The organism is Streptacidiphilus monticola (genome assembly GCF_042658505.1).
In the GTDB taxonomy this organism is placed as follows: Bacteria; Actinomycetota; Actinomycetes; order Streptomycetales; family Streptomycetaceae; genus Streptacidiphilus; species Streptacidiphilus monticola.
The window spans coordinates 1-20,566 of sequence record NZ_JBHSQJ010000061.1; the positions used below are offsets into that span (position 1 = coordinate 1).

Here is a 20,566-nt window from a genome sequence, read left to right on the forward strand (position 1 = left end):
TCGCGGAGGTTCGACCCGTTGATCGGGGACGGACCTCCCACGGTGGTGGGCTGCTCGCGGTGGGGGCACCTCCCGCCCGAAGGGTGGGGGATCCTCGCGCCCCTGGCGGGGGCTGCAACTACTTCTTTCGTGCAGCGCGCTTCTTCGGGGCCGGGGCGGGGGCGTCGGAGACGCGGTCGCCGAGGATGTCCCGGAGGAACTTGCCCGTGTGGCTCTCCCCCACCGCCGCGACCTGTTCGGGGGTTCCCTCCGCGACGACCATGCCGCCGCCGGAGCCGCCCTCGGGGCCCATGTCGATGACCCAGTCCGCGGTCTTGATGACATCCAGGTTGTGCTCGATGACGATCACCGAGTTCCCCTTGTCCACCAGCCCGGTCAGCATGGCGATCAACTTGCTGATGTCCTCGAAGTGCAGACCCGTCGTCGGCTCGTCCAGCACGTAGATGGTCCGGCCGTTCGAACGCTTCTGCAGTTCGCTCGCCAGCTTCACGCGCTGGGCCTCGCCGCCGGACAGGGTCGTGGCCGACTGCCCGAGCCGGACGTAGCCGAGACCGACGTCGACCAGCGTCTTCAGGTAGCGCGCGATCGCGGGGACCGCCTCGAAGAACGAGAGCGCCTCCTCGATCGGCATGTCCAGCACCTCGGCGATGGACTTCCCCTTGTAGTGGACGTCCAGCGTCTCCCGGTTGTACCGGGCGCCGTGGCAGACCTCGCAGGGGACGTACACGTCGGGCAGGAAGTTCATCTCGATCTTGATCGTGCCGTCGCCCGCGCAGTTCTCGCAGCGGCCGCCCTTGACGTTGAACGAGAAGCGCCCCGGCAGGTAGCCCCGGACCTTCGCCTCCGTGGTCTCCGCGAAGAGCTTGCGGACGTGGTCGAAGACGCCCGTGTACGTGGCCGGGTTGGACCGCGGGGTGCGGCCGATCGGCGACTGGTCCACGTGCACGACCTTGTCCACCAGGTCCGTGCCGGTGACCCGGGTGTGCCGGCCGGGGACGGACTTCGCCCCGTTCAACTCCCGTGCCAGATGGGTGTAGAGGATGTCGTTGACCAACGTGGACTTGCCGGATCCGGACACCCCGGTGACCGCCGTGAACAGGCCCAGCGGGAAGCTGACGTCCACGTCCTTGAGGTTGTGCTCACGGGCGCCGTGCACGGTGATCTGGCGCTTCCGGTCCCGCTCCCGCCGCTGGGCCGGGACCGGGATCGACCTCCGGCCGGACAGGTACGCGCCGGTCAGCGACTCCTCGTTGGCCAGCAGCTCCTCGCGCGAACCCGAGTGCACCACCTTGCCGCCGTGCTCGCCGGCGCCGGGGCCGATGTCGACGACCCAGTCCGCCGTGCGGATGGTGTCCTCGTCGTGCTCGACGACGATCAGCGTGTTGCCGAGGTCGCGCAGCCGGACCAGAGTCTCGATGAGCCGGTGGTTGTCCCGCTGGTGCAGGCCGATGGACGGCTCGTCCAGCACGTAGAGCACGCCCACCAGGCCGGAGCCGATCTGCGTCGCCAGCCGGATGCGCTGGGCCTCGCCGCCCGACAGGGTGCCCGCCGCGCGGTTCAGTGACAGGTAGTCAAGACCCACGTCCACGAGGAATCGCAGCCGCTCGTTGACCTCCTTGAGCACCCGCTCGGCGATGGTCTTCTCACGGGCGTTCAGCTCCAGGGCGCCGAGGAACTCGGCGCAGTCGCTGATCGACATGGACGAGACGTCGGCGATGGACTTCCCGGCCACGGTGACCGCGAGCACGATCGGCTTGAGCCGGGTGCCGCGGCAGGCGGGACAGGCCGTCTCGCGCATGTAGCCCTCGAAGCGCTCGCGCGCGCTGTCGCTCTCGGCCTCCGCGTGCCGGCGCTGGACGAAGGGGACCGCGCCCTCGAAGCCCGTGGTGTACGAGCGCTCGCGGCCGTAGCGGTTGGTGAACTTCACCTCGATCTGCGTCCGGTGCCCGTACAGCAGCGCCTTCTTGGCGCGCGCGGGCAGGCCGGCCCAGGGGATGTCGGTGCGGAAGCCCAGCTCCTTGCCGAGGGCCCGGATCAGGCGCAGGTGGTAGTCCTTGATGTGCCCGTGCGACCAGGGGTGGATGGCACCGTCCTCAAGAGTCTTCTCCTCGTCGGGGACGATCAGCTCCGCGTCCACCTCCATCCGCATGCCGATGCCGGTGCACTCGGGGCAGGCGCCGAAGGGCGAGTTGAAGGAGAAGGAGCGCGGCTCCAGCTCCTCGAACGACAGGTCGTCGTAGGTGCAGTAGAGGTGCTCCGAGTACATCCGCTCGCGCTCGGGGTCGTCGGCGGGGAGGTCGACGAAGTCGAGGATCACGGTGCCGCCGGAGAGGCCGAGCGCGGTCTCCACCGAGTCGGTCAGCCGGCGCTGGGCGGAGGCCTTGACCGTGAGGCGGTCCACGACCACCTCGATGGTGTGCTTCTCCTGCTTCTTGAGCGTCGGCGGCTCGGTCAGCTGGACCGTCTCGCCGTCCACCCGGGCGCGGGCGTAGCCCTTGGTCTGCAGGTCGGCGAAGAGGTCGACGAACTCGCCCTTGCGGCCGCGGACGAGCGGGCTGAGGATCTGGAAGCGGGTGCCCTCGGGCAGCTCCAGCACCTTGTCGACGATCTGCTGCGGCGACTGCCGGGCGATCGGACGACCGCACTCCGGGCAGTGCGGATGGCCGATGCGGGCGAAGAGGAGCCGCAGGTAGTCGTAGACCTCGGTGATGGTGCCGACGGTGGAGCGCGGGTTGCGCGAGGTGGACTTCTGGTCGATGGAGACGGCCGGGGACAGGCCCTCGATGAAGTCCACGTCGGGCTTGTCCATCTGGCCCAGGAACTGCCGGGCGTACGAGGACAGCGACTCCACATAGCGTCGCTGGCCCTCGGCGAAGATCGTGTCGAAGGCGAGGGACGACTTGCCGGAGCCGGAGAGGCCGGTGAACACGATGAGCGAGTCGCGGGGCAGGTCGAGCGAGACGTTCTTCAGGTTGTGCTCGCGAGCACCGCGGACGATGAGGCGGTCTGCCACGCTTCTGCGCCTTCCGTTGGGCAGGGGTGAGTCGGGCGGTCCGGGACGGGGCGATCCCGGGCCGCCCGACGATTCGGGGGCGACGCGGGAGAGACGGGTCCGTACCGACTCTCCATCGTAAGGAACGGGTCCGACAATCCCCGGCGCCGCAGAGACTCTATGGGAGCACGTGTTCGATTTTCCAGGCAATGCAGACAGCTCACCCGATCGAGTGACACTCTGGCGCGGGCACCTTCACCGCGGCCGACTCGTCCGTTGGTAACGAGGGGACCCGCCCCCGCGTCACGCAGACCGCGGACGCAGCAGGCAGCAGCAGGAGATCAGGAGTCGACCGCATGACCACCGTTTCCGAAGACCTCGCGGCGCTGGCCGAGAGCACTCACCGGCTGATGGACACGCTGGAGGCGATGCGCCCCGAGCAGGTGGCCGAGCCCTCGCAGCTGCCCGGCTGGACCCGGGGGCATGTGATCGCCCACCTCGCCCGGAACGCGGACGCGCTGTCCAACCTGCTGATCGGCGCCCGCCTCGGCGAGCGCCGGGCGATGTATCCCTCCCCCGAGGCGCGCGAGCGGGACATCGAGACGGGCTCGAAGCGGCCGCTGGACGAGCAACTGGACGACCTGCGGTCGGCGTGCGGGCGCTTCGTGGAGTCGGTGAGCCTGGTCCCGGAGTCGGGCTGGGACTTCCTGGTCCCGCACCGGACCGGCCCGGACTTCGCGGTGCGGACGGTCCCGCACAAGCGGATCAAGGAGGTCGAGTACCACCACGTCGACCTGGGCCTGGGCTACCGCCCGAAGGACTGGCCCGCGGACTTCGTGGCCGAGGAGCTCGCGGAACTGCTCGCGCGCTACGAGAAGGACGACCGCTTCCCCGCAATGCTGCTGACGGACGCCGCGAGCGGAGCGGAGCACCGGATCGGCGGCGAGGGCGGCGCGCCCGAGCGGATCGCGGGAGCCCCCGCGGACCTGCTGGCCTGGCTCTCCGGCCGGTCTTCCGGCGAGGGCCTCAGCGTCCCGCCCGCGGCACTTCCGCCCGTGCCCCCGATGCTGTAGGAACTGCGCGAGCAACCCACCACCCGGGGAGGTTCGGCTCCACCGACGGGACGGACCTCCGTGGGTGGATGGTTGCTCGCGCAGTTCCTCGCGCCCTGCGGGGCTAGTCTGAGTGCATGACTTACCACGGTGCGGTGAAGGTCGGCGGGACGCCGGACGTGCGGGAGCTGCCGCTGCTCATGATCACGAAGATCGCGGTGGGCCCCATGAACAACAACGCCTACCTGCTCCGCTGCCGCCGCACCGACGCCCAACTGCTCATCGACGCCGCCGCCGACCCGGAGACCCTGCTGGAGTCCGTCGGCGACCGGCTCGACCTGGTCGTCACCACGCACCGGCACCACGACCACTGGGGCGCCCTGCACGAGGTCGTCCGGGCCACCGGGGCCCGCACCGCCGCCGGCCGCATCGACGCCGACGGCATCGACGTCCCCACGGACGTCCTGCTGGACGACGGGGACCGGATCACCTTCGGGGACGTCACGCTGACGGTCCGTCACCTCGTCGGCCACACCCCCGGCGCCATCGTGCTGCTGTACGACGACCCCAAGGGCCACCCCCACCTCTTCACCGGGGACTGCCTCTTCCCCGGCGGCATCGGGAACACCTGGGGCGACCCGCACGCCTTCCGGTCGCTCTTCCACGACGTGGAGTCCAAGCTCTTCTCCCCGTTGCCGGACGAGACCTGGGTCTACCCGGGGCACGGCGACGACACCACCCTGGGCACCGAGCGCCCGCACCTGCGCGAGTGGTTCGACCGGGGCTGGTAGTCCACCTCGGCGGCAAGCGGAACGACCGGTTCACGTCAGGGCTTTGACGTTCTCTTACCTTTCGCCCCACACGCCCGTGGAAGCCTGCTGCGCATGTCGAGCGCACAACTGCAGGAACGGCCGCTGGGCCGCAGGGCCGCCCGCCGGGTCGGTCTGACCAAGGTCCCCCAGGTGACCGCCGCCTTCTGGATCACGAAGGTCCTGACCACGGGCATGGGGGAGGCCGCCTCCGACTACCTCGGCCACACCCTGGACCAGGTGGTCGCCGTCGGAATCGGGGCGCTGCTCTTCGCCGCCGCCCTGGTCGCCCAGTTCTCCGTGAAGCGGTACATCGCGGGGGTGTACTGGACCGCCATCGTCATGGTGAGCGTCTTCGGCACGATGGCCGCCGACGCGCTCCACGTCGGGCTCGGCGTCCCCTACACCGTCTCGACCGCGTTCTTCCTGGTCGTCCTCGGCGCCGTCTTCGCCGTCTGGTACGCCGTCGAGCGGACGCTGTCGATCCACAGCATCAACACCCCGCGCCGCGAACTCTGGTACTGGCTCACGGTGGTGACCACCTTCGCGCTGGGCACCGCCGCGGGCGACCTGACCGCCGGCACGCTGGGCTGGGGCTACCTCGCCTCGGGCGTGGTCTTCGCGGTGGTCATCGCCGTTCCGGCGCTCGCCCACTGGAAGCTGGGGCTGAACGCCGTCTTCGCCTTCTGGTTCGCCTACATCGTCACCCGTCCGCTCGGGGCGTCCTTCGCGGACTGGATGGCCGCGCCCCACGAGCACACCGGTCTGGGCTGGGGCTACGGTCCGGTGACCGCGGTGTGGACGGTGCTCATCGTGCTCTTCGTGCTGCTGCAGCGCCGCTCGGCGGACTGAACCGCGGCTCCTGACGCACCGTCAGCAGGCCCTGGCGACAGCCGTCTTGAGCCGTCCGAGGGAAACATCGCCGTCCGCGTGCATGACTTCCGCCTGACGGGTCACACGCCCTTTCGAGGCCGGCCCCGGCGCACCACCAGCCCCCCAAGGCGCCGGGCCCGGCCCTTTCGTGTCCGGCCCCGGCGGCCTGCCCCGGCCGTCGGCTCAGACCGCCGACAGGGTCACCGTGAAGACGGTCCGTCCGGGAGCGCTGCTCACTTCGACGGCGCCGCCGTGCGCGGTGACGACGGCCTGCACGATGGACAGGCCCAGCCCGGTCGAGCCGGTGGCGCGGGCGCGGCCCCGGTCGCCGCGCACGAAGCGCTGGAAGACCTGCGGCAGCAGCTCCGCCGCGATGCCCGGCCCGGTGTCGGCCACGGCCAGCCGGACCCGGTCGCCCTCCTGCCCGACCGAGACGGTCACCGAGGTGCCCTCCGGCGTGTGGCTGCGGGCGTTGGCCAGCAGGTTGGCGAGCACCTGCCGCAGCCGGTCCGCGTCGCCGAGGACCAGCACCGGCTCCTCGGGGAGCTCCAACTGCCAGCGGTGGCCCGGTCCCGCGGCCCGGGCGTCGGTGACGGCGTCGAGCACCAGCCGGGTCAGGTCCACCTCCTCGGCGGCGAGCGGGCGGCCCGCGTCGAGCCGGGCCAGCAGCAGCAGGTCGTCCACGATGGCGCCCATCCGCTGCGACTCGGCGTCGATCCGGCGCAGCGAGTGCCGCACCGGGTCGGGGACCGGGCCGGGGTGACGGAGCGCCAGTTCCGCATGACCGCGCACCGCAGCGACCGGGGTGCGCAGCTCGTGGCTGGCGTCGGCGGCGAAGCCGCGCAGCCGCTCCTCGACGGAGTGGCGCTTGGCCAGCGCGTCGCCGACATGGCCCAGCAGCCGGTTCAGGGCCAGGCCGACCCGGCCCACCTCGGTGTCCGGGTCCTCGTCCGGCACCCGTTCGGAGAGCGCGACGGCGCCGGTGGCCAGCGGCAGGCCGCTGACCCGGGTCGCGGTGGCGACCACGCGGTCGAGCGGACGCAGCGCGAAGCGCACCCAGAGCCAGCCGGCGACCGCGGTGGTCGCGAACGCCACGGCGAAGATGAGGAGTTCGACCCGGACCACGCGGTCCACGGTCTCCTTGACGCCGCGCAGCGGCGCGCCGGTCACCAGCACGTCGCGGTCTCGTCCGGCGAAGGCGCGCAGCCGGTACCAGCCCAGGGAGCTGAGCTCGACACTGCGTCCGGAGCCGCCGGGGGTGAGCGCGGCGAGCGCGGCCCGGTCGGCGTCGCTGAGCTTGGGGACGTCGTCCGTGTCGGTGGTCCGGGTGTCGTCCGCGTCGCCGTCGACCAGGCCGCACACGGTGACCTGGCCGCCGGAGAGCCGGGCGCCGAAGGTGCCCGGGGAGACCGCCCGGGTGTCGCCCCCGTGCTCCAGGCTGAGCGGGTAGCGCACGCCGTTGTCGGCCAGCCGCTGGTCCACGCCCTGGACCAGGAAGTGCTCGACGAAGCCCACGGTGGCGAAGCCGACCCCGGCGCAGGTGACCACGAGCAGCGCCAGCAGGCCGGCGATCAGCCGTTCGCGCAGGGTCCGCACCGGGCGCAGCAGCCGCCTCACGCCGGGGCCTTGAGGACGTAGCCGGCCCCGCGCACGGTGTGGATCAGCGGGGTGCGTCCGTGGTCGATCTTCTTGCGCAGGTAGCTGATGTAGAGCTCGACCACGTGCGCCTGGCCGCCGAAGTCGTAGGACCAGACGGCGTCGAGGATCTGCGCCTTGCTCAGCACCTGGCGCGGATGCTGCAGCAGGTAGCGCAGCAGGGCGAACTCGGTGGGGCTGAGGTCGATCAACTCCCCGCCGCGGGTGACCTCGTGGCTCTGCTCGTCCAGCAGCAGGTCGGCCAGGGCGAGGGTGTGCTCGGAGGCGACCGGCGGCGTCGGCGCGGCCCGGCGCAGCAGGCTGCGCAGCCGCAGCACCACCTCGGCCAGGCTGTACGGCTTGGTGACGTAGTCGTCGCCGCCGGCGGCCAGGCCGGCGATCCGGTCCTCCAGCGCGTCCCGCGCGGTGAGGAAGAGGACCCGCACCTCGGGCCGGTCGGCGTGGATCCGGCGCAGCACCTCGACTCCGTCCAGGTCCGGCAGCATGACGTCGAGGACGACGGCGTCCGGCCGCCAGGCCGAAGCCTCGGCGACGGCCTCCGCGCCGGTGCCGGCACCCCGGGCCTCCCAGCCCTCGTAGCGCAGGGCGCCGCAGAGGACCTCGACGAGGTCCGGTTCGTCGTCCACCACCAGGACGCGCCAGGGGGTGCTGTTGTCGCCGTTCATGCAGGCCATTGTGCTGAACGGAATGAGAATGCCATGAGATCTCCGTCCCTCCGGGACGCCGGGCTCGCCCGGCCGCACGGCGCTGACCTGCGCCGATGCGGCACGACGGGAGGGATTCCGGGTGCCTGCTCAGAGCGAACTGAGAGCTGGCGGTGTCACTGTCGCTCACATGTCCACCGTCACCACCCGCCGCGCACACCGTGCTCCCGCTCCGCCGGGACGCCTCCGGCCGCCCGCGGACACCGTGCCCGCCCTGGCCCTCGCCGCGATCCTGCTCGGCGGCCTGATACCGGTCGCCCTCTGGTGGGACGGCGAGCTGGGCGTGCTGGGCCTGGACGGCTGGCTCACCAACGCCGGGCGGATCGCCGGCCTGCTGGCCGGCTACGCGGCCCCCGTGCTGATCGTGCTGATGTCCCGGATTCCCTTCCTGGAGCGCAACGTCGGCTCGGACCGGCTGGCCCGCTGGCACGCCGCGGGCGGCCGCTGGATGACCTGCCTGGTCCTGGTGCACGTGCTGACGATCGTCTGGGGCTACTCGCTGACGGCGCACCAGAACGTGGTCGCCGAGGGCTGGGACGTCGTCTTCCACTACCCGGACATGATCAAGGCGACGCTGGGCACGCTGCTGCTCTTCGCCGTGGGCATCGTGTCCGCCAGGGCCGCGCGCAAGCGGGTCAGCTACGAGGTCTGGTACTACCTCCACCTCGGCACCTACGTCGCCATCGCGCTGACCTTCGCCCACGCCATCAGCAACGGTGCGGAGCTGGGCGACGGCAAGGGCCGCGCCTTCTGGTACCTGCTGTACTTCGGCTGCGCGGCGCTGGTCGCCTGGTTCCGGCTGCTGCGGCCGTGGCTGCTGGACCGGCGGCACCGGCTCACGCTGGCCGAGGTGCGCGCCGAGGGCCCGGGCGTGGTCTCCCTGTTCCTGACGGGCCGTCGGCTGGACGAGCTCGGCGCGGAGCCGGGCCAGTTCTTCCGGCTGCAGTTCCAGGCGCCAGGACTGCGCTGGGTGTCCCACCCCTACTCGCTGTCGGCCCCGCCGACCGCCCACTACCTGCGGTTCACGGTCAAGGACCTGGGCGACCACAGCGCTGCGGTGGCCGCGCTGCGTCCCGGGACCAAGGTCCGGGCGGAGGGCCCGTACGGCGCGTTCACGGCACGCCGCCGCCGCGCCCGCGAGGTGCTGCTGGTCGCCGCGGGCGTCGGCATCACGCCGCTGCGGGCCCTGTTCGAGACGATCCCCGCCGGGGCGGGCGAGCTGACCCTGCTCTACCGGGCCAGCGACGCAGGAGACCTGGTGTTCCGTCAGGAACTTGAGCAGATCGCCGCGCAGCGCGGGGCCAGGCTGCACTACCTGGTCGGCCGCCGGTCCGAGGTCGGCGACCCGTTGACCGCGGAGTCGCTGTCCCGGCTGGTACCGGGCCTGTCCCGGCACGACGTCTACCTGTGCGGTCCGGAGCGGATGGCCGAACAGACGGTCCGCGCGCTGCGCGCCGCGGGCGTCCCCCGCCACCGCATCCACCACGAGTCCTTCGCCTTCTGAGCGCCTTCCGAGGAGAACATCCATGCGTCGCGCCGTCGTCACCACAGCGGCCACCGCAGCGGGCATCGTCATGCTGCTGTCCATGAAGCCCCACGGCACCGAGCTGGGCGGCTCCACCGCCCTGGGCTCCACCGGCTCGGGCACCGGAACCGCGGCCGGCTCCGGAAGCGGGGCCGCCTCGACGCCCAGCGCCGGCGCCTCGTCCGGGACGAGCGCCGGGACGAGCGCCGGAACGGGCTCCGGGAGCGCTTCCGGGAGCGGGAAGACCTCGGCCCCCGGCACCGGCTCGGGTTCCTCCTCGTCCTCCTCCGCGACGCGAACGGTCACCGGCGACTCCGTCGACACCCGCTGGGGACCGGTCCAGGTGCAGCTGACCATGCAGGGCAAGAAGATCACCAAGGTCGACGTGGTCCAGTACCCGCAGAACAACCGCAAGGACGAGGAGATCAACAGCTACGCGCTGCCCGTCCTCACCCAGGAGACCCTCTCCGCCCAGAACGCCGACATCCAGGCGGTCAGCGGGGCGACCGTCACCAGCGACGGCTACATCCAGTCGCTGCAGAGCGCCCTCGACAAGAGCTGACCAGAAGCTGACCGGACCAGAACTGAGAGGCGGAAGCTGATGCTGCGTCACGCGGAGCACGTCATGGGCACGGTCTTCTCCTTCGCCGTGCGCGACGCCGACGACCGGACCCCCGCCGCGCTCGACGCCGCCGTCGCCCGCCTCCACGAGCTGGACCGCCGCTTCTCGCCGTTCCGCCCCGACAGCGACGTGAGCCGGGTGAATGCCGGGGAGTTGACGCCGGATCAGGCGCGCGGCGAGCTCGCGCAGGTACTGGCCCGCTGCCGCGAGACCGCCGCCCAGACCGACGGCTTCTTCACCGAGCGCCCCGACGGTCGCACCCTCGACCCGAGCGGGTGGGTCAAGGGCTGGGCCGTCGCCGAGGCGTCGCGGATCCTGGCCGAGGCAGGTTCCGCGGACCACTGCGTCGGTGGCGGTGGCGACCTGCAGACTCTGGGCGGGCCCTGGCGCATCGGCATCGCCGATCCGGAGGACGCCGGACGGCTCAAGGCCGTCGTCGAGGGAAGCGGGCTCGCCGTGGCCACCTCGGGCACGGGTGAGCGCGGGGCGCACATCACCGACCCGCACACCGGCCGCCCCGTGCACGGCGGTTGGCTCTCGCTGACCCTCGTCTCCGAGACCGCCGGCGTCGCCCGGACGGACGCCTGGGCCACCGCCGTCTTCGCCATGGGCCCCGAGCGCGGCTTCCGCTGGGCCCACCGCCGCCCGGAGGTGGAGGCCCTGGCCGTCCTGCCGGACGGCTCGCTGCGCTGCACGCCGGGGTTTCCCCGGTACCTCGCAGACACCGCGACCGCGGACCCCGGGACGTACCACGCCCCCGCACCGGCAGGCGGTACGGGGGCGTAGGCCCTCTTCGGGAGACTCCCGCCGGGCGGGATTCCGGAACAGGGCCTGCCGTCGCGAGCGAGCCGCGGCTCAGATGATGGTGATGTTCTCCGCCTGGGGGCCCTTCTGGCCCTGCGTGACGTCGAACTCGACCTTCTGGCCCTCGAGCAGCTCACGGAAGCCCTGGGCGTTGATGTTGGAGTAGTGGGCGAAGACGTCGGCGCCGCCGCCGTCCTGCTCGATGAAGCCGAAGCCCTTCTCCGCGTTGAACCACTTGACGGTACCGGTGGCCATAACCTGTCTCTCTCCTGTCGGTCGTGCAAGGCGAGACGCTACACGTTTCGCGATCATTCCGACGCGAGGCGCGCGTATCGGGGTGAACTGGCGTGTCGCGCGGGGCCGGTTTCCTGTAGGGTTTGAGTAGTTGCAGTCGTGGTTCCCTGAGCAGTGCCGCCCGTGATCGCGATCACGGGCGTTCGTGTTTTCTGAGGACTTCTCAGGTCCGGCCTCCGGACCAGGGTGATCATTTCGGCGACGTTCCACCGAATTACACCCCGTCAGAAGGAGGGCACCATGGCCACCGGTACCGTGAAGTGGTTCAACGCCGAGAAGGGCTTCGGCTTCATCGAGCAGGACGGCGGCGGCGCCGACGTCTTCGCCCACTACTCCAACATCGCCGCGCAGGGCTTCCGTGAGCTCTTCGAGGGCCAGAAGGTCGAGTTCGACGTCACGCAGGGCCAGAAGGGCCCGCAGGCCGAGAACATCCGGGTCATCTGAACCCGTTGACCAAGCGGCGGAGCCCCCGTTCCCGGACCGGGAACGGGNTCAGCGCTCCCCACGGTACCGGGGACCGCCCATGAGGAAGAGCAGCAGGCCCACGCAGAAGGCCATGACCAGCAGTGAGAACCCGATGATCTCCAGTACCACCATGGTCCGACCGTAAGCCGACCTCAGCCGGTCCGCCTCCGGAGCGTGGCCGCGCCGAGGGCCAGGGCGAGCAGCGCGCTGCCGCCGACCACCAGCAGGTCGCGGCCGACCTCTGCGGTCAGGCCCGCTCCCGCGGTGACCCGCTCCATGGCGTCCACCGCGTAGGACAGCGGCATGAGGTCGGAGATCCAGGCGAGCCAGGGGGCCATCTGCCCGCGCGGCACGAACAGCCCGCACAGCAGCAGTTGCGGGAAGAGGAATGCCGGCAGGAACTGCACGGCCTGGAACTCGGTGGCGGCGAAGGCCGAGACGAACAGGCCGAGCGCGGTGCCGAGCAGCCCGTCCGCCACCGCCACCAGGAACAGCAGCCAGGCCGGTCCCTCGGGGTCGAGCCCCAGCGGGCCGAGGCTGAGCCCGAAGGCGAGCGCGCCCTGGACGACGGCGACCGCGCCGAAGGCGAGCGCGTAGCCGAGCAGCAGGTCGAGCTTGGCGAGCGGCATGGTGAGCAGCCGCTCCAGGGTGCCCGAGGTCCGCTCGCGCAGCGTGGCGACCGCGGTGACCAGGAACATCACGATCATCGGGAAGATCCCCAGCAGCGGCGCCCCGATCCGCTGGAAGGTCCCGGGCTGCCCCTCGAACATGTACTTCAGCAGCACCAGCAGCACGCAGGGTACGACCAGCAGCAGGCCGACGGTGCGCGGGTCGTGACGCAGTTGCAGCAGCACGCGGCGGGCCGTGGCCAGGGTGCGCGCGGCGTTCACCGGGCGGCCTCCCCCACCAGGGCGAGGAACGCGTCCTCGACGTCGACCGCTCCGGTCCGCTCCAGCAGCCCCTGCGGGCTGTCCTCGGCGAGCAGCCGGCCGTCGCGCATCAGCAGCAGCCGGGTGCAGCGGGCGGCCTCGTCCATGACGTGGCTGGACACCAGGAAGGTGGTCCCGGCAGCGGCGAGCCGGTGGAACAGCGCCCACAACTCCTGCCGCAGCAGCGGGTCCAGACCGACCGTCGGCTCGTCCAGCACCAGCAGCTCGGGTGTGCCCAGCAGGGCGGCCGCGAGCGAGACGCGGGCCCGCTGACCGCCGGAGAGGCGCGCCACCAGGTCGTGCTCGCGCCCGTCAAGGCCGACCTCGGCGACGACGCGGGCCGGGTCGTCCTGCGGGGCGCCGAGCACCCGGGCGAAGTAGCGCAGGTTCTGAGCCACCGTCAGGTCGCCGTAGACCGACGGGGACTGCGTCACGTAGCCGACGCGGGAGCGCAGCGCGGCGCTGCCGGCGGGCAGTCCGAGCACGCTCACCTCGCCGCCCTCGGTGCGCTGGACGCCGACGACGGCACGCAGCAGCGTGGTCTTGCCGCAGCCGGAGGGGCCGAGCAGGCCGGTGACCGAGCCGCGCGGCACGGTGAGGTCCAGCCCGTGCAGCACCGGGCGGCCGCCACGGGACACGCGCAGCCCGCGCACCTCGATGGCGGGCCGGTCGCCCGCCGAGGAATTAATCATGCGTTGAGTTTTTCGGCTGCGGCCACTCCCGTCAAGCCTCCCCACCGAGATACAGCTGCAGCGTCGGGGCCAGCAGCGCCACCAGCTCGTCCGCTCCCGCCGAGGCGACCGGCTCGACCCGGACGACGTAGCGGGCCAGGGCGAGGCCGAGGATCTGGGCGAGGGCGAACTCCACCCGGAGCTCGGCGTCGGGCAGCCGCAGGCCCTCGGCGACCCGGCCCACCAGCTCGCGCACGACGAAGCCGCGCACCAGCGCGGCCACCTCCTCGCTGCTGGTCACCGTGCGCAGCACGGCCAGCAGCCGGTCTCGCACCTCCGGCTGCGCCCACAGGGACACGACGAAGCGGGCCAGCCGCTCCCCCACCTCGGCCCGGTCACCGGCCAGGATCAGCGGCGCGACCACCTGCGGATCGACAGGGAAGTCCAGTGCGGCCAGGAAGAGTTGGTCCTTGCTGCCGAAGTAGTGGTGCAGCAGCGCGGCGTTGACGTCCGCGGCGCGGGCGATGCCGCGCATGCTCGCCTTCTCGTAGCCGTGCGCGGCGAACTCGGCCCGCGCCGCCTCCAGCACCGCCCGCCGGGTGTCCGGGCCGCCGGGCCGCCGTCCGGGTCGGCGCGCGGGCGGCGGCTGCTCCTGATGCTCACTCACTTCTCCATCATCGCCTACGCGTTGCCAGCAGGCTGGTCACGGTGGTCAGCGCCAGCACGCCGCCGATGACCGAGAGGGACAGCCCGGTGCCGACCTCCGGGGCGCCGTGCCAGCCGTTCTCGTGGAGGGCGTGCAGCACCAGCTTGACGCCGATGAAGCCCAGCGCCGCCGCCAGGCCGTAGGACAGGTGCACCAGCCGGTCCAGCAGCCCGCCGATGAGGAAGTACAGCTGCCGCAGGCCCATCAGCGCGAAGGCGTTGGCGGTGAAGACCAGGTAGGCGTTCTGGGTCAGTCCGAAGATCGCCGGGATCGAGTCCATCGCGAAGAGCACGTCGGTCACGCCGATCGCGAGGATCACCGCGAGCAGCGGCCGGGTGGGGAAGCGGCGGGTGAGGAACGCCTGCAGCCTGCCCTCCTCGCGCTCCTCCACGGTCTGCTCGCCGTGCCCGGCGCGGGCCTCGCGGAAGACCTTCCAGGCGGTCCACACCAGGAAGCCGCCGAAGAGGAAGAAGACCCAGGAGAACGAGGCCACCAGCGCCGCCCCGGCGGCGATGAAGACCGCGCGCAGCACCAGGGCGATCAGGATGCCGACCATCAGCACCCGCTCCTGCTGCGCCTTGGGGACCGCGAAGCGCGCCATGATCAGCACGAAGACGAAGAGGTTGTCGACGCTCAGCGCCTTCTCGGTGACATAGCCCGCCAGGAACTCCCCGGCGGGCTCGGAGCCGTACCGCCAGGCGAGGAAACCGAGGAAGAGGCCGGCGAGCCCGACCCAGACGACCGTCCACAGGCCCGCCTCGCGCAGGGAGACCTCGTGCGGGCGGCGGCGCGCCAGCAGGTCGACCGCGATCAGCGCGGTCAGGACGAGGACGGTGGTCGCCCACAGGGCGGCGGACACGTGCATGGGGGGACTTCTCCTCCGGCAGGCCAGAACGGCGTACGGCTGCTGCCGGAGGTCTCCTCCGCTCCGCGCGCACGAACGCGCCCGGGGCCGACGGCCCCGGGCGCGGTGCGCCGTGATGACGGGGCCGTCGCGAGTGGGAGTACTCCCCTCCGCTTACGGCGAGCCTAACAGCCCGTCACCTAAGGAGGCGGTAAACGTGGTTCCGCGACTGCGGCCTCAGCGGTAGACCCGGACGTAGTCCGCCTGGAACCGGATCGGCCCGGTGCCGTCCGGCCCCGGGTGGTAACGGCCGTCGGAGACCGAGAGGTTGAGGATCAGGTAGGCGGACCAGCCGGGGCCGACGCCCTTGAGGTCCTTGTAGACGCGCACCCCGTCGACGTACCACTCGACGGAGTTCTGGCCGTACTTGGTGCCGATGGTCACCCAGCCGTCGTCCCCGGCGGCGCTCAGGCCGGACCAGTAGTCGTAGGCCGGCAGCACCCGGTTGCTCAGCTCCAGGATGGCCGGGTTGTCCGGGTGGTACTCGAAGCTGTCTATCTCGTTGCCGCCGTCCTTCCAGGTCCACAGCGCCGGCCAGGCGCCGAGCCCGGTGGGCAGCTTGACCCGGGCCTCCACGTAGTCGCCGGTGCGGACCATGAACCCCTTGGGCGAGCCCTCGGTGGTGAGCAGGCCCGTGGTCCAGGCGCGCTCACCGTTCTCCAGCCACCGGTTGCCCGGTCTCGCGGTGAAGGTGGCCACGCCGTCGGCGACCTGGACCGCCTGCGGGCTGATCCAGTCCAGCTTGCTGTCGTCGGGATTGTGGTTCCCGTAGCGGTAGGAGGAGGTGGTGGTCGCCACCCAGTCCTTGCTCTGGGACAGCGGCTTGTCGAACTCCTCGTCGAAGACCGGCGTGGAGCCCACGCCCAGGGAGGGCTTGCAGCCGTCGCGTCCGGCCCACCACGGCGTGCACAGCGGCGAGACGGACAGCTGCGGGAACACGGAGAGCGCCTTGAACAGGGCGAAGTCCGCGAGCTGCTCGGCGTCGACGGGGTTGGGCAGCCACCCGGGCGTCTTTATGACCTTGCTGACGTCGGGAACGGTGATCCCGGGCAGCTGCGGGATCGTGACCGGCGCGGGCACCGACGGCGGTGTCCAGTCGGCGGCCCGTGCGGGGAGGGCGAGGGAGGTGGCCAGGAGAGTCGGAACAGCGGCGAGACCGGCGAGCGTGCGCGCCGCACGGCTGATGGACATAGTGCTTCTCTCCACACCGGCGAGGTCGAACGCCCCTCGTGCCGCCCTTCGTCAGGTTGTGCAGTCCTGCCCCGACCGGGCGAGCAGCGGTGCGTCGGCGCAGGAATCCGCGACTGGGCTACGGATGCTTTCAGCGTATGCACGCACACAGGTCCGACAAACGGGCGGCAACCTTATACACCCGCACGGATGATGACACGCCGTCAGCAGTGGTCTGACGGCGTGTCAGTCTGATGATCCGTCAGCCTGACGGGGCGTCAGCACCCGGGCGGCTGACGCTCCGTCAGCGCCGGTTCACAGATGGGGCGCGATGGCAGGGAGCATGTCCTGGAAGGTCCGGCCCCGGGCCGGCGCGCCGATCGCCAGCATCTGCCAGCCGCCGTCGCCGTCACGGAACACCTTCGCCATCACCTGCCCGGTGTGCGGGCCGCCGCCGCTCAGCGTGTAGCGCGCGAGCTCCTGGCCGGACCTCTCGTCCACGAGCCGGCAGTGGGCGTTCTCGACCTCCTGGAAGGTCTGCCCGGTATAGGAGTTGACGGTGAAGACGATCTGCCGGATGGCCTGCGGCACCTGGCCCAGGTCGACCAGGATCGACTCGTCGTCCTCACCCGCACCGGCGCCGCCCACCAGGTTGTCCCCGGTGTGCCGGACCGATCCGTCGTTGCTGACCAGGTGCTGGAAGAAGACGACGTCGGCGAGGCGCCCCTCGGCGTCGTAGAGCACCGCCGAGGCGTCGAGGTCGATCTCCCGCCGCCGCAGCGAACCGAACAGGCCCTTCCTGGCCGCGGCCTTCCAGCCCAGGCCCATCCGCACCACGCTCAGCTCGCTGCCCCCGCTGGCCTTGGCGAGGCTGACGCTCTGTCCCTTGCCGAGATTCACCGACACTGCCTACTCCCCCTTCGTCCGGCGCACAGCTTACGCTCGGCCCCGCGACAGGCGCGAGCAACGCACCCTCCCCCGAAGGGGGATCCCCGCACCCCTGGCCGGGCGCTACGCCTGCATCTGGCGCAGCTCCTTCTTGAGCTCCTTGATCTCGTCCCGGAGCCTGGCCGCCACCTCGAACTGGAGCTCCGCCGCCGCGGCGTGCATACGGTCCGTCAGATCCTTGATGAGGTCCGCCAGTTCCTCGGCCGGCAGCGCCTTCCGGCCCGACGCCTTGGCGTCCCGGCCCAGCGCGGGGACCGGGGCCTTCGCCCCGCCGGACTGGCGGTAGCCGGTGCTCAGCAGGGCCTCGGTGTCCAGATCCTCGCGGACCAGGGTGTCCAGGATGTCGCCGATCTTCTTCCGCAGCGGCTGCGGATCGATGCCGTGGTCGCGGTTGTAGGCCTGCTGGATCTCGCGGCGGCGGTTGGTCTCCTCGATCGCCCGCTCCATCGCCGGGGTGATCTTGTCGGCGTACATGTGCACCTGGCCGGAGACGTTGCGCGCTGCGCGGCCGATGGTCTGGATCAGCGAGGTGGGCGAGCGCAGGAAGCCCTCCTTGTCCGCGTCCAGGATCGCCACCAGGGACACCTCGGGCAGGTCCAGGCCCTCGCGCAGCAGGTTGATGCCGACCAGGACGTCGTACTCGCCGGCGCGCAGCTCGCGCAGCAGCTCGACACGGCGCAGCGTGTCGATGTCGCTGTGCAGGTACCGGACCCGGATGCCCAGCTCCAGCATGTAGTCGGTGAGGTCCTCGGCCATCTTCTTGGTCAGCGTGGTGACCAGGACGCGCTCGTCCTTCTCCGTGCGCAGCCGGATCTCGTGGACCAGGTCGTCGATCTGACCCTCCGTCGGCTTGACCACGACCTCCGGGTCGACCAGGCCCGTCGGGCGGATGATCTGCTCGACCTGGCCGTCGGAGCGCGACAGCTCGTAGGAGCCGGGCGTGGCGGACAGGTAGACCGTCTGACCGATCCGCTCCAGGAACTCCTCCCACTTGAGCGGGCGGTTGTCCATCGCGGAGGGCAGCCGGAAGCCGTGCTCCACCAGCGAGCGCTTGCGCGAGGCGTCGCCCTCGTACATCGCGCCGATCTGCGGGACCGTCACGTGCGACTCGTCGATGACCAGGAGGAAGTCTTCCGGGAAGAAGTCCAGCAGGGTGTTGGGGGCGCTGCCGGGCTCGCGGCCGTCGATGTGGCGGGAGTAGTTCTCGATGCCGGAGCAGGTGCCGATCTGCCGCATCATCTCGATGTCGTAGGTGGTGCGCATGCGCAGCCGCTGCGCCTCCAGCAGCTTGCCCTGCTTCTCCAGGCGGGCGAGCGTCTCCTCGAGCTCCCGCTCGATCCCGGCGATGGCGCGCTCCATCCGCTCCGGACCGGCGACGTAGTGGGTGGCCGGGAAGACGTGCAGCTCCTGGTCCTCGCTGATCACCTCGCCGGTGAGCGGGTGCAGGGTGCTCAGCGCCTCGATCTCGTCGCCGAACATCTCGATACGGACGGCGAGCTCCTCGTAGACCGGGAAGATCTCGATGGTGTCGCCCCTGACCCGGAAGGTGCCGCGGGTGAAGGCGAGGTCGTTGCGGTTGTACTGGATGTCGACGAACCTGCGCAGCAGCGCGTCCCGGTCGATCTCGTCCCCGACGCGGAGTTTGACCATCCGGTCGACGTACTCCTGCGGCGTGCCCAGGCCGTAGATGCAGGACACCGACGCCACCACGACGACGTCGCGCCGGGTGAGCAGCGAGTTGGTGGCCGAGTGGCGCAGCCGCTCGACCTCCTCGTTGATCGAGGAGTCCTTCTCGATGTAGGTGTCCGTCTGCGCGATGTACGCCTCGGGCTGGTAGTAGTCGTAGTACGAGACGAAGTACTCGACCGCGTTGTTGGGCAGCAGCTCGCGGAACTCGTTGGCCAGCTGGGCGGCGAGGGTCTTGTTCGGAGCCATCACCAGCGTGGGCCGCTGCAGCTGCTCGATCATCCAGGCCGTGGTGGCCGACTTGCCGGTGCCGGTGGCACCGAGCAGGACGACGTCCTTCTCGCCCGCGTTGATGCGACGCGCGAGCTCGGCGATCGCCTGGGGCTGATCGCCGTTGGGCTGGTAGGGACTGACGACCTCGAAAGGCGCCACGGATCGCTCAAGATCGGTGATGGGTCTCACGCTGTCCACGGTACGACCCGGCACTGACAATCCGGATCCGGTTGCACCCCGCAGGGGCGCTGGGGATACCCGGCCCGAAGGGTGGGGAGGAACTGCGCGACCAGCCGACCACCCGCGGAGGTCCGTCCCGCACATGGGGACGGACCTCCTCGGGTGGTGTGTTGCTCGCGCAGTTCCCGCGCCCCCAAGGGCCCCTCCGGGGCCCGGGGGTGGGTGCCTCAGGCCGTGGCGAGCTTCCGGCTGTCGCGGGCGAGAGCGACCAGCCGCGAGATCGCGCGGAAGTACTTCTTCCGGTAGCCGCCCTTCAGCATCTCGTCCGTGAAGATCGCGTCGAACGGCAGTCCCGAGGCCACCACCGGCAGCTCCCGGTCGTACATCCGGTCCGCCAGCACCACCAGCCGCAGCGCCGTGCTCTGGTCGGAGACCTCCCGCACGCCGCGCAGGCAGACCGCCCCGACGCCGTCCAGCAGCGCGCCGTACCGGCTCGGGTGCACCTCGGACAGATGGGCCAGGAGCGCGTCGAAGTCGTCCAGCGTCGCTCCGGCGAAACCTTCCGCCAGCTCGGTCACCCGGGCGTCGTCGTACGGGGGCGGGGCCTCCGGCAGGCCCCGGTGGCGGTAGTCCTGGCCGTCGATGCGGACGCTGCGGAACCGGGACGACAGGCCCTGGATCTCCCGCATGAAGTCCGCCGCCGCGAAGCGGCCCTCGCCGAGCTTGCCCGGGAGCGTGTTGGAGGTGGCCGCCAGCTTGACCCCGGCCTCCGCGAGCCGGCTCAGCAGTGTGGAGACCAGCACCGTGTCGCCGGGATCGTCCAGCTCGAACTCGTCGATGCAGAGCAGCGTGTGCCCTGACAGGGCCTTGACCGCCTGCTGGAAGCCCAGCGCCCCCACCAGGTTGGTCAGCTCCACGAAGGTCCCGAACGCCTTGGGGCCGGGGGCGGCGTGCCACAGCGACGCGAGCAGGTGGGTCTTGCCGACGCCGTAGCCGCCGTCGAGGTAGACGCCTCCCGGCGCGCTCGGGGCGGCGGCGGCCGCCCGCCCGAACCAGCGCTTCTTCACAGGGGCCTGACGCTCCGCCAGCGACGCGGCGAAGGACTCCAGGATGCGTACCGCCTCGGCCTGCGAGGGCTGCTCCGGGTCCGGGAGGTAGGTGGAGAAGCGCGCGCTCCGGAACCGGGGCGGCGGGACCATCTCCGCGATCAGCCGCTCGGCGGCGACCACCGGGGTGCGCTCCGCGAGCGATCCGGGCGGGAGGGTGCTGCTCACGGGAGGACTCCACGGGCCGACGGGGCTGA

General features: G+C 71.3%; 19 protein-coding genes. 7 read left to right on the forward strand and 12 right to left on the reverse strand.

The genetic code is table 11. The features are described 5' to 3' along the window. Positions 1 to 118: 118 nt before the first annotated feature. Positions 119 to 3,013: an excinuclease ABC subunit UvrA gene (gene uvrA, locus ACFP3V_RS15100; RefSeq protein ID WP_380583530.1), complete on the reverse strand. Its 2,895-nt coding sequence runs from the start codon at positions 3,011 to 3,013 to the stop codon at positions 119 to 121. A 335-nt stretch (positions 3,014 to 3,348) separates the two neighbouring features. Between uvrA and ACFP3V_RS15105 the strand changes: the two genes are divergently transcribed. The 3 genes from ACFP3V_RS15105 (at position 3,349) to ACFP3V_RS15115 (ending at position 5,705) form a co-directional block, all read left to right on the forward strand. Further along, entirely contained in the window at positions 3,349 to 4,065 is a 717-nt protein-coding gene (locus ACFP3V_RS15105; RefSeq protein ID WP_380583531.1) for a maleylpyruvate isomerase family mycothiol-dependent enzyme, read from the forward strand. A gap of 116 nt (positions 4,066 to 4,181) precedes the next feature. Further along, positions 4,182 to 4,835 carry an MBL fold metallo-hydrolase gene (locus ACFP3V_RS15110; RefSeq protein ID WP_380583532.1) on the forward strand — a complete coding sequence of 218 codons (654 nt, stop codon included), beginning with the start codon at positions 4,182 to 4,184 and terminating at the stop codon, positions 4,833 to 4,835. 93 nt (positions 4,836 to 4,928) lie between these two features. Then, complete coding sequence (locus ACFP3V_RS15115; RefSeq protein WP_380583533.1) at positions 4,929 to 5,705, forward strand: COG4705 family protein; 777 nt, start codon at positions 4,929 to 4,931, stop codon at positions 5,703 to 5,705. Positions 5,706 to 5,909: 204 nt separating this feature from the next. Here ACFP3V_RS15115 and ACFP3V_RS15120 read toward each other — a convergent pair whose 3' ends face one another. Beyond that, entirely contained in the window at positions 5,910 to 7,343 is a 1,434-nt protein-coding gene (locus ACFP3V_RS15120; protein ID WP_380583534.1) for a sensor histidine kinase, read from the reverse strand. Then, positions 7,340 to 8,056, reverse strand: coding sequence for a response regulator transcription factor (locus ACFP3V_RS15125; RefSeq protein ID WP_380583535.1), 717 nt, complete (start codon positions 8,054 to 8,056; stop codon positions 7,340 to 7,342). The genes ACFP3V_RS15120 and ACFP3V_RS15125 overlap by 4 nt, the downstream gene beginning before the upstream one ends. Positions 8,057 to 8,216: 160 nt before the next feature. On the opposite strand from ACFP3V_RS15125, the gene ACFP3V_RS15130 reads away from it, so the two are divergent. The 3 genes from ACFP3V_RS15130 to ACFP3V_RS15140 are packed head-to-tail and all read left to right on the forward strand — an operon-like array spanning position 8,217 to position 11,019. Next, complete coding sequence (locus ACFP3V_RS15130) at positions 8,217 to 9,590, forward strand: ferredoxin reductase family protein (RefSeq protein WP_380583536.1); 1,374 nt, start codon at positions 8,217 to 8,219, stop codon at positions 9,588 to 9,590. 22 nt (positions 9,591 to 9,612) lie between these two features. Continuing rightward, entirely contained in the window at positions 9,613 to 10,173 is a 561-nt protein-coding gene (locus ACFP3V_RS15135; protein WP_380583537.1) for an FMN-binding protein, read from the forward strand. Between the two features lie 39 nt (positions 10,174 to 10,212). Further along, on the forward strand, positions 10,213 to 11,019 hold the full coding sequence (locus tag ACFP3V_RS15140; protein ID WP_380583538.1) for an FAD:protein FMN transferase: 807 nt from the start codon (positions 10,213 to 10,215) through the stop codon (positions 11,017 to 11,019). Positions 11,020 to 11,088: 69 nt separating this feature from the next. Here ACFP3V_RS15140 and ACFP3V_RS15145 read toward each other — a convergent pair whose 3' ends face one another. Beyond that, positions 11,089 to 11,292, reverse strand: coding sequence for a cold-shock protein (locus tag ACFP3V_RS15145; protein ID WP_380583539.1), 204 nt, complete (start codon positions 11,290 to 11,292; stop codon positions 11,089 to 11,091). Between the two features lie 279 nt (positions 11,293 to 11,571). On the opposite strand from ACFP3V_RS15145, the gene ACFP3V_RS15150 reads away from it, so the two are divergent. After that, the gene (locus tag ACFP3V_RS15150) at positions 11,572 to 11,775 is read left to right on the forward strand and encodes a cold-shock protein (RefSeq protein WP_380583540.1); all 204 of its coding nucleotides are present in this window, start codon (positions 11,572 to 11,574) and stop codon (positions 11,773 to 11,775) included. Positions 11,776 to 11,948: 173 nt separating this feature from the next. Here the strand turns inward: ACFP3V_RS15150 and ACFP3V_RS15155 are convergent, their stop codons facing one another. The 8 genes from ACFP3V_RS15155 to zapE form a co-directional block, all read right to left on the reverse strand. Beyond that, a complete protein-coding gene (locus ACFP3V_RS15155; RefSeq protein ID WP_380583542.1) occupies positions 11,949 to 12,686 on the reverse strand; it encodes an ABC transporter permease in 738 nt (245 codons plus the stop codon). Continuing rightward, positions 12,683 to 13,417 carry an ABC transporter ATP-binding protein gene (locus tag ACFP3V_RS15160; protein ID WP_380583544.1) on the reverse strand — a complete coding sequence of 245 codons (735 nt, stop codon included), beginning with the start codon at positions 13,415 to 13,417 and terminating at the stop codon, positions 12,683 to 12,685. Before ACFP3V_RS15160 ends, ACFP3V_RS15155 begins: the two co-directional genes overlap by 4 nt. A gap of 31 nt (positions 13,418 to 13,448) precedes the next feature. After that, positions 13,449 to 14,063 carry a TetR/AcrR family transcriptional regulator gene (locus tag ACFP3V_RS15165; RefSeq protein ID WP_380583546.1) on the reverse strand — a complete coding sequence of 205 codons (615 nt, stop codon included), beginning with the start codon at positions 14,061 to 14,063 and terminating at the stop codon, positions 13,449 to 13,451. Between the two features lie 7 nt (positions 14,064 to 14,070). Then, entirely contained in the window at positions 14,071 to 14,967 is an 897-nt protein-coding gene (locus ACFP3V_RS15170) for a TerC/Alx family metal homeostasis membrane protein (RefSeq protein ID WP_380583548.1), read from the reverse strand. Positions 14,968 to 15,183: 216 nt separating this feature from the next. Next, complete coding sequence (locus ACFP3V_RS15175) at positions 15,184 to 16,197, reverse strand: glycoside hydrolase family 16 protein (RefSeq protein WP_380583550.1); 1,014 nt, start codon at positions 16,195 to 16,197, stop codon at positions 15,184 to 15,186. A 294-nt stretch (positions 16,198 to 16,491) separates the two neighbouring features. Beyond that, positions 16,492 to 17,082, reverse strand: a complete 591-nt coding sequence (locus tag ACFP3V_RS15180) for a TerD family protein (RefSeq protein WP_380583552.1) — start codon at positions 17,080 to 17,082, stop codon at positions 16,492 to 16,494. Positions 17,083 to 17,187: 105 nt separating this feature from the next. After that, positions 17,188 to 19,272 carry an excinuclease ABC subunit UvrB gene (gene uvrB / locus ACFP3V_RS15185; protein WP_380583554.1) on the reverse strand — a complete coding sequence of 695 codons (2,085 nt, stop codon included), beginning with the start codon at positions 19,270 to 19,272 and terminating at the stop codon, positions 17,188 to 17,190. 218 nt (positions 19,273 to 19,490) lie between these two features. After that, entirely contained in the window at positions 19,491 to 20,537 is a 1,047-nt protein-coding gene (zapE, locus tag ACFP3V_RS15190) for a cell division protein ZapE (protein ID WP_380583555.1), read from the reverse strand. Positions 20,538 to 20,566: the final 29 nt, after the last annotated feature.